17 protein-coding genes are annotated in these 13,841 nt (G+C 38.9%); all 17 read left to right on the top strand.

Annotation, left to right across the window (positions count from 1 at the left end):
- Positions 1 to 49: 49 nt before the first annotated feature.
- The 17 genes from spoIIIAA (at position 50) to AC4G3N_RS04410 (ending at position 13,839) form a co-directional block, all read left to right on the top strand.
- Positions 50 to 973: a stage III sporulation protein AA gene (gene spoIIIAA / locus AC4G3N_RS04490; RefSeq protein WP_140462033.1), complete on the top strand. Its 924-nt coding sequence runs from the start codon at positions 50 to 52 to the stop codon at positions 971 to 973.
- Positions 970 to 1,485 carry a stage III sporulation protein SpoIIIAB gene (gene spoIIIAB / locus AC4G3N_RS04485; RefSeq protein ID WP_140462034.1) on the top strand — a complete coding sequence of 172 codons (516 nt, stop codon included), beginning with the start codon at positions 970 to 972 and terminating at the stop codon, positions 1,483 to 1,485. The genes spoIIIAA and spoIIIAB overlap by 4 nt, the downstream gene beginning before the upstream one ends.
- A gap of 21 nt (positions 1,486 to 1,506) precedes the next feature.
- Complete coding sequence (gene spoIIIAC, locus AC4G3N_RS04480) at positions 1,507 to 1,710, top strand: stage III sporulation protein AC (protein WP_049670184.1); 204 nt, start codon at positions 1,507 to 1,509, stop codon at positions 1,708 to 1,710.
- A gap of 26 nt (positions 1,711 to 1,736) precedes the next feature.
- Complete coding sequence (spoIIIAD, locus tag AC4G3N_RS04475; protein WP_140462035.1) at positions 1,737 to 2,120, top strand: stage III sporulation protein AD; 384 nt, start codon at positions 1,737 to 1,739, stop codon at positions 2,118 to 2,120.
- 39 nt (positions 2,121 to 2,159) lie between these two features.
- Complete coding sequence (spoIIIAE, locus tag AC4G3N_RS04470; protein ID WP_066104964.1) at positions 2,160 to 3,356, top strand: stage III sporulation protein AE; 1,197 nt, start codon at positions 2,160 to 2,162, stop codon at positions 3,354 to 3,356.
- A gap of 12 nt (positions 3,357 to 3,368) precedes the next feature.
- Positions 3,369 to 3,995 (top strand): stage III sporulation protein AF, encoded by a 627-nt coding sequence (gene spoIIIAF, locus AC4G3N_RS04465; RefSeq protein ID WP_066104961.1) that lies wholly within the window; start codon positions 3,369 to 3,371, stop codon positions 3,993 to 3,995.
- Positions 3,992 to 4,651: a stage III sporulation protein AG gene (spoIIIAG, locus tag AC4G3N_RS04460; RefSeq protein WP_066104959.1), complete on the top strand. Its 660-nt coding sequence runs from the start codon at positions 3,992 to 3,994 to the stop codon at positions 4,649 to 4,651. The genes spoIIIAF and spoIIIAG overlap by 4 nt, the downstream gene beginning before the upstream one ends.
- 20 nt (positions 4,652 to 4,671) lie before the next feature.
- Positions 4,672 to 5,229: a SpoIIIAH-like family protein gene (locus AC4G3N_RS04455; protein WP_066104956.1), complete on the top strand. Its 558-nt coding sequence runs from the start codon at positions 4,672 to 4,674 to the stop codon at positions 5,227 to 5,229.
- A gap of 754 nt (positions 5,230 to 5,983) precedes the next feature.
- Complete coding sequence (gene accB / locus AC4G3N_RS04450) at positions 5,984 to 6,475, top strand: acetyl-CoA carboxylase biotin carboxyl carrier protein (RefSeq protein ID WP_066104953.1); 492 nt, start codon at positions 5,984 to 5,986, stop codon at positions 6,473 to 6,475.
- A gap of 13 nt (positions 6,476 to 6,488) precedes the next feature.
- The gene (accC, locus tag AC4G3N_RS04445) at positions 6,489 to 7,841 is read left to right on the top strand and encodes an acetyl-CoA carboxylase biotin carboxylase subunit (RefSeq protein ID WP_066104950.1); all 1,353 of its coding nucleotides are present in this window, start codon (positions 6,489 to 6,491) and stop codon (positions 7,839 to 7,841) included.
- A gap of 29 nt (positions 7,842 to 7,870) precedes the next feature.
- Positions 7,871 to 8,278 (top strand): Asp23/Gls24 family envelope stress response protein, encoded by a 408-nt coding sequence (locus AC4G3N_RS04440; protein ID WP_066104947.1) that lies wholly within the window; start codon positions 7,871 to 7,873, stop codon positions 8,276 to 8,278.
- 372 nt (positions 8,279 to 8,650) lie between these two features.
- The gene (gene nusB / locus AC4G3N_RS04435; RefSeq protein WP_066104944.1) at positions 8,651 to 9,037 is read left to right on the top strand and encodes a transcription antitermination factor NusB; all 387 of its coding nucleotides are present in this window, start codon (positions 8,651 to 8,653) and stop codon (positions 9,035 to 9,037) included.
- A 39-nt stretch (positions 9,038 to 9,076) separates the two neighbouring features.
- Positions 9,077 to 9,925, top strand: a complete 849-nt coding sequence (gene folD / locus AC4G3N_RS04430; RefSeq protein WP_140462037.1) for a bifunctional methylenetetrahydrofolate dehydrogenase/methenyltetrahydrofolate cyclohydrolase FolD — start codon at positions 9,077 to 9,079, stop codon at positions 9,923 to 9,925.
- A 109-nt stretch (positions 9,926 to 10,034) separates the two neighbouring features.
- Complete coding sequence (xseA, locus tag AC4G3N_RS04425; RefSeq protein ID WP_066104940.1) at positions 10,035 to 11,378, top strand: exodeoxyribonuclease VII large subunit; 1,344 nt, start codon at positions 10,035 to 10,037, stop codon at positions 11,376 to 11,378.
- Between the two features lies 1 nt (position 11,379).
- On the top strand, positions 11,380 to 11,616 hold the full coding sequence (xseB, locus tag AC4G3N_RS04420; RefSeq protein ID WP_066104937.1) for an exodeoxyribonuclease VII small subunit: 237 nt from the start codon (positions 11,380 to 11,382) through the stop codon (positions 11,614 to 11,616).
- Between the two features lies 1 nt (position 11,617).
- Positions 11,618 to 12,505 (top strand): polyprenyl synthetase family protein, encoded by an 888-nt coding sequence (locus AC4G3N_RS04415; protein WP_066104933.1) that lies wholly within the window; start codon positions 11,618 to 11,620, stop codon positions 12,503 to 12,505.
- 719 nt (positions 12,506 to 13,224) lie between these two features.
- Positions 13,225 to 13,839: a CNNM metal transporter family protein gene (locus tag AC4G3N_RS04410; protein ID WP_066104932.1), complete on the top strand. Its 615-nt coding sequence runs from the start codon at positions 13,225 to 13,227 to the stop codon at positions 13,837 to 13,839.
- Positions 13,840 to 13,841 lie beyond the last annotated feature (2 nt).

The raw sequence follows: 13,841 nt of genomic DNA, 5'->3' as shown, positions 1-13,841 counted from the left end.
CTGTCCATGAATACATTTTAAATAATGACAGACCAGGCGAGGGAGAGATATGGATTCAATCATTGAATTATTACCTCCGGCTATTGGCGCAGAGCTAAAAGAAATAGCCAAAAACCCGGGGGATATTGAAGAAATAAGAATTAGAGTTGGAAGACCGCTTGAAGTCATGTTCGGAAATCGAATCTCGTATGGGCATAAGCCTGTATTACGGGAGGATGCAGATTTATTTCTTAATAAAGTCAGCCAGTTTTCCTTTTATATGCTCGAGGAAGAGTTAAAACGCGGTTATATAACCGTTCAGGGAGGACATCGTATTGGTTTGGCAGGGAGAGTTATTCTGGAAAATGGAAGAGTGAAGGGACTTAGAGATATCACTTTTTTTAATATCCGGATTGCCAGACAAAAGAAGGGGTTGGTAAATGAATGGGTTCGGTATTTATATCATAATCGTTGGCTATCGACTCTGATTATCGGACCGCCGCAAACGGGGAAAACAACATTTTTAAGAGATCTAGCCCGCTATGCTTCCAGTGGAGATCGCTCCTATCCGATCCGTGCGATGAAAGTGGGGATTGTAGATGAGCGATCTGAAATTGCTGGATGTGTTCAAGGAGTTCCACAAATGGATTTCGGTATCAGAGTAGATGTGCTTGATGGCTGCCCAAAGGCTGAAGGAATGATGATGATGATTAGATCTATGAGCCCGGAAATCATTGCGGCCGATGAAATCGGAAGAATAGAAGATGCTGAGGCGATGATGGAAGCCGTAAACGCTGGTATAACGCTCTTTATAACGGCGCATGGACATTCGCTTGATGATATATTAGCCAGACCCATCATGAAAAACATCGTACAGGAAGCTAATTTTGAGAGAATTGTGGAACTCAAGAGAATAGATCGGCCAGGATGTATATCAAAAATAAAAGATCGTACAGGCAAGGTGCTATTTGATGGGGAAAGAGTGAGAATATGATTAAAATTTTAGGTGCAGTTTTAATTGTTATAGCTACATCCCTTATCGGCTTTGAAGTTTCTAAAAAATTAATCACCAGACCTAAACATATCCGTGATTTACGAGCGGCACTTCAAATTTTGGAAGCTGAAATTATGTATGGGCATTCTCCCTTAAAAGAAGCGGTATTAACACTGGCGAAACAAATTCCTGCTCCAGTTTCGATTCTTTTTACGGACTTTGCAGGCAGGCTCGGCTCAGCCAATCAATCTGTGTCGGCAGCATGGGGTGAAAGTCTTGAAGTGGTAAGAAAACAATCAGAACTACAGCAAAAAGAAATAGATATCCTTCTCCAATTCGGAGAAACATTAGGTAGACATGATCGGGAGAGCCAGCAAAAACAAATTCAGTTGGCATTGGTTCATCTCGAGAGGGAGGAAGCAGATGCCGTTGATAAGCAGGTGAAATACGACAAAATGGCCAGAAGTCTAGGTTTTTTTGCAGGTCTGCTCATTGCCATTTTAATGATGTAGCGAGAGGGAGGATAGTGGGTTATGGGGATTGATATCGATATTATTTTTAAAATTGCAGGGGTCGGGCTGATTGTTGCGTTCATTCATACGATTCTTGATCAGGTGGGCAAGAAGGAATATTCACAATGGGTCATATTGGTGAGTTTTATTTATATCTTATTTAATGTGGCACAGGTGGTAGGTCAGTTGATTGATCGAATTAAATCCGTGTTTTTATTTCAATAGGAATATTGGGGTGATGAGCCATTGAAATGTTGCAGATAACGGGTGTTGCACTGGTTGGAGCATTTCTGGCAATGATCATCAAGGAACAAAAGCCAAATTTAGCTTTCTTACTTGTTGTATTTGTCGGAAGCGCTATATTTCTTTTTCTGATAGATAAAATCTACGAAATCATTCAAATGATTCAGCAATTGGCCGTTAATGCAAATGTGAATATGATTTACTTACAAACAGTTTTGAAAATCATTGGAATTGCCTATATCGCTGAATTTACATCACAAATAACAAAAGATGCTGGGCAGGGTGCAATTGCTTCAAAAATTGAATTGGCTGGAAAGATTATTATCCTCACGATGGCCATTCCAATTTTAACGGTCATTATTGAAAGTGTCATTCAGATGATTCCTAACTAATCATTGTGGTGAAAGGTTTAAAGGGGCTGAAGAATATAAATGAAGCAATTAAAGTGGACAAGTATCATCATTCTATTTCTAATTCTTAGCTTAAGCAATGGCCAAACAACTCAAGCCTCTCCCACCTCTACTGATTTGCCAGAAGAAACGCAGGCTGTTGAAACATTTAATGTGGGCGATATTCCTCTTGATGATTTAAAACAATTTTGGGATTCGGTTTACGAGGAATATGGAGGTTTTTTGCCTGAGTCCCAAAAAGGAAGCTTTGTAGATTTTATAAGTGGAGAGAAAAAATTCTCTTTAAAAGAATGGCTCAGTGGTATTCTCAAATTCATCTTCCATGAAATTATTGCTAATGGAAAATTACTCGGAACGCTCATTCTGTTGACTGTATTCAGTGTCTTTCTGCAAACATTGCAAAGCACATTTGAAAAAACATCTGTCAGTAAAGTGGCAAATGCAATTGTCTTTATGGTTTTGATGATTATTGCACTGAATAGCTTCTATGTAGCAGTTGATTATGTGATAGATACGATTGCCGCCATCACGGATTTTCTGGTTGCCTTAATCCCTTTATTGCTTGCGCTAATCGCAAGCTCTGGAGGTGTTCTGTCATCAGCATTCTTTCATCCGATGCTCCTGTTTTTAATGAATACGAGTGGAGCGTTAATTGAATATATTGTTTTGCCGATGTTATTTCTATCGACTCTGCTAAGCATAGTCAGCATGCTTTCTGAGCACTACAAGGTCACTCAATTAGCTGGATTATTACGAACCTGGAGTGTGGGATTGCTGGGTATCTTCATGACCGTATTTCTAGGAGTGATCTCCGTGCAAGGAGTATCAACTGCAGTGGCGGATGGAATTGGGATCAGAACAGCAAAATTTGTGACTGGGAATTTTATTCCGGTAGTTGGAAGGATGTTTACCGATGCAGCTGATACCGTAATTGGAGCATCTCTCCTCTTAAAAAATACAGTTGGGATAGCGGGTGTGGTCATTCTATTGATTATGACAGCTTTTCCAGCTTTAAAGATATTGTTAATCGCCATGGTATATAAGGTGGCTGCAGCGATTTTACAACCGCTTGGAGCTGGGCAGATGATTAAGTGTCTCGAGATTATCAGCAAAAATATCATTTTCGTTTTCGCTGCATTGGCCATTGTCAGCCTTATGTTCTTCCTGACCGTTACTGTAATCGTGGCTGCAGGAAATATCACGATGATGGTTCGATAGGAGGCTGAATGAATGAGTATTTTAACTGACTGGGTAACTAATATAATCGTTTTTATCTTATTTGCGATCATTTTGGACATGCTCCTCCCAAACTCAACCATGCAGAAATATACAAAGCTAGTTATCGGGTTACTTTTGATCGCTGTTTTCATCGCTCCCATTCTATCTATTTTTAATAAAAATTTTACAAGTAACATTCAGGAAAAAATCATGCAGAGCAGTACATGGAAAAATCCAAAATTAGAAAATTCAATGGAAAGTAAGAAAAGAGAAATAGAAGAGACACAGCAGGCATATATATTGGAACATATGGCTGTCCAATTAAAGAATGAAGCAGAAAAGGAGCTGATGGACCAAAGTAATTATGCCATTCAAGATATTACAATTACACTTTTGGATAAGAATGGAGAAATGAATGTAGAAAATATTGAAACCATACACGTGTTTGTGGCAGAAAGCCAAGAGTCCAGCTCAGAGGTTGTGCAGCCCGTAGAAAAAATTGATATTAACATTGATCAGAAACAAACCAATATGAATGATATACCGTCATCCGAACTATCCACAATACTATCTAATATATGGGGGATCGATTCAAATAAAATTGTAATCGGATTAAATGAAGGGGGTGATGGGCTTTGAAGAATGATTGGATTCAAAAGATTAAGGACTTATTGTCCAAAGGAGATGAGGGAGGCAAACAAAAGAAAACATATCGGTATCTTGCCATTATTTTAATTGCCGGTATATTACTGATGGTGGCAAGCATGTTTACGAATAAACCCACCTCTGAAAATGGACAAACAAATAAAGTTTTTCAAGCGAGTTCTACGCAAAATCAGAAAGAAGAGGAAGCGGTCACGACCTGGAAATCAACTTCATCAAAAAAGTCTGGATCAATCGGAGATATTGAAAAAATGTATGAAAGTGAATTGAAGGGTACATTGGAAACGATGCAAGGGGTATCAAATGTATCCGTTATCGTCAATATTGACGCAACAGAAACAAAGGTTTACGAAAAGAATTCAGTCGCGCAGCGCCAAACAACAGAAGAAACAGACCGTGATGGCGGGCAGAGAAAGGTTGAGGATTTTTCAACAGATGAAAAGATTGTGATTATACGCGAAGGGGATAAAGAGGTTCCTCTGGTTAGAGAAACGAAGAAACCGGCTATTCGTGGAGTATTAATTGTGGCAAAGGGAGCAGATGATGTTCGTGTAAAAAAGGAAATCATTGATGCGGTAACCAGGGTGCTGGATGTACCAAGTCACCGTGTAGCCGTATCAGCTAAAAAATAAGGATTTTAAGGAGGAAAAATATGTTGTTAAGAAAGCAAACAGTTTGGTTATTGACGATGTTAAGTTTGGTGGCGGTGCTAAGTGTATATTATATAACAACACCACAGGATACAGCGGTAAATCAGGAACAGGATACTCAGACTACGAAAGAAAAAACAAATACAAATTCGTCTAAAGATTCAACTGAAAATGAAGAGTCTTCCACAGTTATAACAAATGAATCAAGTGATTCTATTTTTGAAGCGATGCGTATTGATCTGAATGATGAAAGAAGCAGGCAGAAAGAGGAACTGACAAATAAAGTTGCTTCAAGCGATTTATCGGAAGAAGAGAGAGTGGAAGCACACGCACAGATTGAGGCATTGGCCGAAATGTCCACAAAAGAGGATATGCTAGAGACGATGATTATTGCGCTTGGTTATAAAGACGCATTGGTAAGGGCTGATGGTGATCAAATTCAAATTACTGTAAAAGCTGATAAACAGGATGCAGGGGCTGCAAATGAAATTATCCAAATGGTCACAAAAGAAATTGGCAAAACAAATGCAGTTGCTGTTGAATTTCAACCGGAAAAATAATACCAATCTATGAAACGATATCGGTGAGCTGCCGATATCGTTTTTGGTGTAAGGAAAGAGTTAAAAGTCAATTCCCCTCCATAATTGCTAGTTTATATAATTCAAATCACAACTACCAGCAAATGATGGAGCGTAATCAGGTGAACAGTGTTCTCAAAATGTTAGTATTGGCAGGAAGCTATACTCTGTGTAGCCATCAGTAAATAAAAATGGAATCGGACAAGTTGGCGTATCTGAAAAAGGATTTTAGGTAATCTGTGATTATCTGGAATACGTCCAGAGAGATTAGGAAACTCTTTAAAAGCAGGCCGGCAAAATTCTGTTTATATAGTTTTACAGATATTTAACGTAGCTCATCTCAGGGTGGGATTATTAGTTTTAGTAAACAATCCAATAATTTTATATGTAAATAAAAAGGATTGTGAGGTGTTTTTATCGAACTTGTAAATAACCTGCCATAAGAGAAAGCAGAGGAGGGAGTTAAATTAGGAAAGCTTCTAAATTGATCTATAGAGATTTTACTAGTGAAATTTAAATGCTTTTTTTGAGGAAATAAACTACTCACTTCATTGCCGAATCAAGCAGCTAGAGTAAGTTTTGTATGCGCATACAGACTGAATAACTGGATTTTTTTAATAATCTTTTTAACAAAAATTAGAAACTTGCAAAAGGGGTATCTATTTATCAAAATTGAATTTCTACCAGCTATTATAGTATTATATTAGTATCTGGTCATAAATAGGAGGGGTGGTTCCTGATGAAAGTACAGGAAATAAGAGAAATTATAAAATTAATTAACCAAACAACTATTAATGAGTTTGAGTTTGAACAAGAGGGTACAAAAATAAAAATTATTAAAAGTACTGGATTAGAAAACAGTATACAACCAACAGATGCACCAGTGCCTGCACCGGCAGTACAATCTGTATCTAAACAAGAGGTTCAATCTGAGAGTATAGAAGAGAAACCGCCTGTTGTGGGAGAAAAAACAGAACAACCATCCAACCTTCACAAGATTACTTCGCCAATGGTTGGCACATTTTATGGAGCATCATCGCCTGATGAAGACCCATACATAAAAATTGGTGAAAAAGTTAAGAAGGATACAATTGTTTGCATTGTGGAAGCGATGAAATTGTTTAATGAAATTGAGGCTGAAGTTTCCGGTGAGATTGTGGAAGTATTGGTGGAAGATGGCCAATTGATTGAATACGGTCAACCTCTGTTTTTAGTAAAAGCCGAATAGGAGGAACCGACTCATGATAAAGAAAGTACTAATTGCAAACCGTGGTGAAATTGCCGTTCGAATTATCCGCGCCTGCAAGGAATTAGATATTGAAACGGTAGCTGTTTATTCTGAAGCTGATAAAACTGCCCTGCATGTACAAATTGCGGATGAAGCCTACTGTATTGGGCCCACTGCCTCTAAGGACAGTTATTTAAATAAGGTAAATATAATCAGTCTGGCAAAATTAACAGGATGTGATGCTATTCATCCAGGCTACGGCTTTTTAGCCGAAAATGCTGATTTCGCCGAAATGTGTAAAGAATGTCATCTGATTTTTATTGGCCCGTCAGCGGATGCCATTTCAAAAATGGGTACAAAGGATGTAGCTAGAGAGACCATGCGCGCGGCCGGTGTACCGGTAGTGCCAGGTTCGAGAGGAATTGTGGATGATGAAGATGCTGCCATTCAGGTTGCTTCTGACATCGGATATCCGGTCATTATTAAAGCGACTGCCGGGGGCGGCGGTAAAGGGATTCGAATAGCAAGAGATGAAGCCGATCTGCTAAAAGGTTTTCGCATTACCCGCCAAGAGGCATTAACTGCTTTTGGCAATCCCGGTGTTTATATTGAAAAATTTATTGAAGATTTCCGCCATGTTGAAATTCAGGTTTTAGGGGACACGTTTGGGAATGTCATCCATCTGGGTGAAAGAGATTGTTCAATTCAAAGAAGAATGCAAAAGCTCGTAGAAGAAACACCTTCGCCTGCAATTGATAGTGAAATGAGAGCCGAAATGGGCGAAGCGGCAGTGACTGCAGCAAAAGCTGTCGATTATACCGGAGCGGGAACAGTTGAGTTTATTTTCGATCATCACAAGCGAAAATTTTATTTCATGGAAATGAATACAAGGATTCAAGTTGAACATCCTGTTACAGAGATGGTGACTGGAATTGATTTAATTAAGGAGCAAATCAGAGTAGCCTCCGGTGAAAAATTATCGGTTGAGCAAAATGATGTTCAATTTAACGGTTGGGCAATTGAATGCAGAATCAATGCGGAAAATCCGAATAAAAATTTTATGCCGTCAGCGGGTCAAGTGGAAATGTATTTACCCCCAGGTGGATTTGGCGTAAGGGTTGATTCGGCAGCATATACAGGCTATTTTATTCCTCCATATTACGATTCTATGGTAGCAAAATTGATAGTCCATGCTCCAACGAGAGACGAAGCTGTTCAAAAAATGAAACGTGCATTATCAGAATTTGTAGTCGAAGGTATTGAAACAACCATACCCTTTCATTTAAGGTTAATGAACCATGATGTTTTTGTTTCTGGAGATTTTAACACAAAATTTCTTGAAACTTATGACGTTATGAATCCATAATAGAGGTAGAAGATTTGGAGGTGTATGACATGGAACAAAATCAAACAGTAGATTTAGAGAGCTATGATGATGGATTGGGCAAGGTTGAAATTGCCCCTGAAGTTATTGAGGTGATCACTGGTATAGCAGCAAGTGAAGTAGAAGGAATTGCCCAAATGCGAGGTAATTTTGCTTCAGGTGTTGTAGAAAAGCTTGGTAAAAAGAATCATGGCAAAGGTGTAAAAGTTGAACTTAATGAGGACAGCATTAAAATTGATGTTTATTGCCTTGTGAAATTCGGTGTATCTATCCCGAAAGTAGCTCAGGAAGCACAGGAGAATATCCGCCAAACATTATTAAATATGACTGCTCTTGAAGCAACTGAAGTGAATATTCATATTGTTGGCATTCAATTTGAAACAGCTAAAGCTGAATCAGATTACCAGGATACAATCTAAATAATTGTATAACTAATGGTGTATAGGCTGCCCTCATTGTGGCACTGACGCACCGACTAAAAAGCACTCAGAACTGAACTTCCCTATATTGAGTTAGGTATTCATCTAACTTTCTTGGGGTAGATCAGCCATACTGAGTGCTTTTATTTTTTGGAAACAAATTTTGTATATAGTTCACTATAAGGGAAATAATGGGAGATCTAAGATGTCGTTCGCATCTGCAGGTAAGTTAATAGTAAATCACTTAATGACAATCTTTAAATGATGTTACTATACTACCTTTACTTGTCATGATGTGGTATGATTTCATATATGATACGAGGTGCACAAAGTTTAGTGTACTTTTCGAAAGTAAAGGAGTAAGAATTATTCATGAAACGCAGAGAGGCAAGAGAAAAAGCTCTTCAAGCTCTTTTTCAAATAGACGTTGGGAAAGTAGAAAGAGAACTAGCTATAGAACATGTGGTGGAAGAATCAGAGGCAGATCCCTATTTGGTTCAATTGGTAAATGGAACGACAGATCAGTTGGAAAAGATAGATAGTCTTATTATATCCAATTTAGAGAATTGGAAATTGGACCGTCTTTCTAATATAGATCGTAATATTTTAAGAATAACTACATACGAACTGTTATTCAACGAAGAAGTTCCGCAGAACGCTGCCATTAACGAAGCAATCGAATTAGCTAAACTATTTGGGGATGATCAGTCTCCGAAGTTTATTAATGCAGTATTATCCAAGATAAAAGAATCTTTATAAATAGAAAAGATGATAAGATTTTAAGGGGGAGCTGCTGTCATGCCGGCACAGATACTTAACGGGAAATCGATATCAGCAACAATCCGCGAAGAGATTGCAAGTGAAGTTGAATTATTAAAAGAAAACGGCATTATACCAGGTCTTGCGGTTATCCTGGTCGGTGACGATCAGGCATCGCAAACATATGTGCGAAATAAAGAAAAAGCATGTGAACAATTGGCGATGAAATCCGAGTTGATCACCTACCCTGCATCTATTTCCGAAGACAGGCTTCTTGATAAGCTTGTAGAGCTGAATCATCGTCCGGATATCCATGGGATTTTAGTTCAGTTACCTTTACCGGGGCATATTGATGAAAAACGGGTAATTGAAACGATTGATCCTGCTAAGGATGTAGATGGTTTTCACCCAATTAATATTGGCCGAATGATGACCAAGCAGGAGGCATTGATGCCTTGTACACCATTTGGGATATTAAAAATGGTACAAAAAACAGGAATTGAGATTGCCGGTAAACATGTTGTGGTTGTGGGTCGAAGTAATATTGTCGGCAAACCTGTCGGACAGCTATTTTTAAATGAGAATGCGACCGTAACCTATTGTCATTCAAAAACAGTCGATCTGAGACACTTCACTAAGCAGGCCGATATCCTGATTGCAGCGGTGGGAATTGCTAAAATGATTAAAGCGGATGATATAAAAGAAGGCGCTATAGTAATTGATGTTGGTATGAACAGGGATGAATCGAATAAATTATGCGGTGATGTCGATTTTGATGATGTCATACACAAAGCATCTTATATCACGCCTGTTCCCGGTGGTGTTGGTCCGATGACAATTACGATGCTCATGTATAATACGGTTCAAGTTGCTAAAAAATCTTTGTAAAATAATAAAGAGTATGATTATAAAAAGCTGCCGAAAATTGCTATAATAACATTTACGGCAGCTTTTTTATGTGTAAAATAATAATTCGAAGAAGGAGGCCATATATAAAATGGAGAAAAATCAATATTTAACTGTGGCCGCCTTAACCAAGTATATTAAACGAAAATTTGATGCAGATCCTCATCTTGCGGATATTTATGTAAAGGGAGAAATATCAAATTTCAAAAAGCATTCCAGCGGTCATATGTACTTGACATTAAAGGATGATAAATCAAGAATTAATGCGGTGATGTTTGCTAAATCTGCACAATCGCTCGCGTTTACTCCTGAAAACGGGATGAAGGTTCTGTTGCGAGGAGAAATACGTGTTTATGAACCTACCGGCGGATATCAAATGTACATAAAAGAAATGATGCCTGATGGGATTGGAGAGCTCTTTATTGCATTTGAGCAGTTGAAGAAAAAGCTCGAGCAAGAAGGACTCTTTCAAAGGATGTATAAAAAGCCAATCCCCCTGTTTCCGGCTAAAATTGGAGTGATTACGTCTCCAACTGGAGCTGCGATTCGCGATATTATTACGACCTTAAAAAGGCGTTATCCAATTGGGGAAATTTTGATCTTTCCGGCTTTAGTTCAAGGGAAACAGGCAGCACCCTCTATCGTAAAAGCGATTGAACAAGCAAATGAGTATCCGATTGATGTCTTAATTGTCGGTCGGGGCGGTGGATCTATTGAAGAATTATGGGCATTTAATGAAGAAATAGTCGCAAGAGCTATCTATGCTTCTAAAATACCGATTATTTCAGCTGTTGGCCATGAAACAGATACAACGATCAGTGATTTTGTAGCTGATTTAAGAGCTCCTACTCCTACTGGGGCAGCAGAAATGGCAGCGCCAAGGGTAAGTGATATTGCAGAACGGATTACTATAATGGAAACGAAGCTGATTCGTTACTCTAATCAGCGGATTGAAACAGAGAAAAATCGCTTGTCTGCTATTCATAAATCATATGCTTTCAAATATCCCCACCTGTTATATCAACAAAAATTAGAGCAGCTGGATAGAGTGGCGGAGCGTATTTCACGGAACAGCAAGCTTTATTTCGAACGTAAACAAGACCAATTGTTGGCACTCACGAAAGCGGTGGAGCGTAATATTCCATTGAATTCGATATCGAGAAAAATACGTGAAATTGAACAAATAGAGTCTCGCATGACCCGTGCGGCTGTCCATACAGTTAAAAGTAAACAGCGGGATTATTTGAATACGGTAACGCTTCTTGAGGCAGTCAGCCCTCTTAAGATTATGGAAAAGGGGTTTGGACTGGTTTATAAAGATGAAGATAACTTGATAAAATCAACTGAGTCTGTAAAAATAGGCGATCAAATAACAGTTGTTGTACAAGACGGTGAAATCGACTGTACGGTTAATGATATTAGGGAGAGTGATTGATATGAGTAAAAAGGAAGAGGTTGCTATCACATTTGAAGAGGCAATGTCTAAGCTTGAAGGAATCGTGGCGCGACTCGAGGATGGAGAAGTACCATTGGAAGAGTCGATTAATCTTTACAAAGAAGGAATGGAGTTATCCAAATGGTGTCATGATAAGCTTAAAACAGCTGAAGAGCAATTAACGTTAATTATGAAAGAAGATGCGTTTAAGCCATTTTCCATTGATGAGGAGGAGTAACATGGAAGAGTTTGCTTCCTTCTTAAATAGTAATAAACATCAAATTGAGTCAAGGATGGAAGAAATCGTCTCTAATTTAAATACCCCGTCAACTCTCCAAAAGGCAATGGGTTATTCTTTGGAAGCCGGCGGAAAAAGACTAAGGCCTTTATTAGTGCTGGCTGTTTTACATGCCTTTGGCAAAGAGGGAGAGATTGGCCTTGATACAGCATGTGCTATTGAAATGATACATACGTATTCATTGATTCACGACGATCTCCCGTGTATGGATAATGATGACCTAAGAAGAGGCAAGCCAACGAACCATAAGGTATTTGGAGAGGGAATGGCAGTCCTGGCGGGCGATGCACTCCTTACATTAGCATTTGAAGTCGTTGCTAATCAGTCTAAATATGAAATAAACCCGTCAGTCAAACTTGAATTAGTTCTTGAATTGGCGAGAGCAGCCGGAGCTGAGGGCATGGTTGGGGGTCAAGTGGCCGATATAGAAGCAGAGGAAAATGGTGTTGATTTACAGGGTCTTGAGTATATCCATGAAAATAAGACTGGTAAACTACTTGGGTACAGCATTATGGCCGGAGCCATACTTGCGGGAGCAAGCTTGGAACAGAAGGAGAAGCTAAGGGAGTTTTCCCGCCATCTTGGCCTTGCTTTCCAAATCCGCGATGATATTCTTGATGTTGAGGGTTCCGAAAGTGTAATAGGTAAACCTGTAGGAAGCGATGTTACTAATCATAAAAGTACATATCCATCCCTTTTAACAATGGATAAAGCTAAAATAATGCTGGATCAGCATATTCATTCAGCAAGAATATTACTTTCCGAAATTGATTTTAATGAGACCTTATTACTGAAGTTTGTTGAATTGGTAGCAAACCGTGACCATTGATTTGGAAGGTTTTCCATCCAAATCCACTTACCTAGAATTATGATGTATGCTATACTTTTTGGTATCTAAGAGTGGTGCAGTATTCTAGTCGGTCTACCGTTCTGGAGAGTGAGCCTAAAAATTCACTAAAGGGCACATCGATGATGGTTCTTGGATTGGCTCGGGGCGCCCAGCTTTGGGTCGATTCAGGAAGTAAGGAATTAGGGCGATCCACAATGGCATGTGGGCGTTGACCCTGGTTTCGCGGAGGCTTTATTCTGATTTGAAAATAAATTGGAATATTGGAAAACCTGCATAAACAGGAAACTGTGTGCAGCGTAGCCTGCCTTGAGTGAAGTTTGAGGGGATTGCGAAAGGAGCGTATATACATCAGTTGGCCATTGATATATCTACTGCCATCGCATGAAATCGGCTTTGCAAAAGAGGCTAAAGAATTGGTTAAGGGCTGTCGGGGAAATCTCCTAGACTGTTCAATGACATATATGAAGGATTAAGGTACGGACTAAGTGGCAATCCAGTCCAATTGACGGAAACGCAGTTGAGTCAGATTTAAAGGGGAACCGCCGATATGGCGACATTCGGTAACTGACTGGGAAATCCTACTGGACCTAAGCCGTAAAATTAACTTCCTATATGACCACTCTCCTATAAAAATTACTTTAAAAGCTTGCTGATAGCAGGCTTTATTTTGCATATAGGATGGTTAGAGTATATATATTATGAAAAAAATATTGAAAGAATCAGCCAGATGGACAGTTACGATTACCGTTATTACGTTTCTTCTTGCAGCTATATTTACAGTCGTATCTACCGTAGCTTTAAATGGCGTTGGTTGGATAAGTGGTTTGGCGATTGTTCTTAGCATTGTACTTATTGGTATCTTCTTTGATATGATTGGTATTGCAGCTACTGCTGCTGATGAAATTCCTTTTCATGCAATGGCCTCCAATCGGGTACACGGAGCGAAGCATTCTATTCGGATCGTTCGAAATGCCGATAGGTTTGCAAGCTTCTGCAATGATGTAATCGGGGATATTTCGGGTATTGTTAGTGGAACAGCAACTGCAATTGTGATTGTGCAATTATCAATCAGCTTTGACTGGAATGAAGCGTCAGTAGCTGAAAGTGTTGGTTCGATTATTTTAACGAGTTTAATCGCAGCATTGACAGTGGGCGGTAAAGCAATGGGCAAAACCCTTGCTATTCGATATTCAAAGGATATTATATTTGCAGTGGGCAAAGTATTGTACATTCTCGAAGAACATTTCCAAATTGTTATTATAAAGGAAAATAAGGGAAAGAGACTCAAAAGAAAAAGAAATGAAAGTGAGTGATC

The organism is Bacillus sp. z50 (assembly GCF_058313585.1).
Note: the sequence above shows the minus strand (reverse complement) of the source record. Positions and strands in the feature narration are given on the sequence as shown.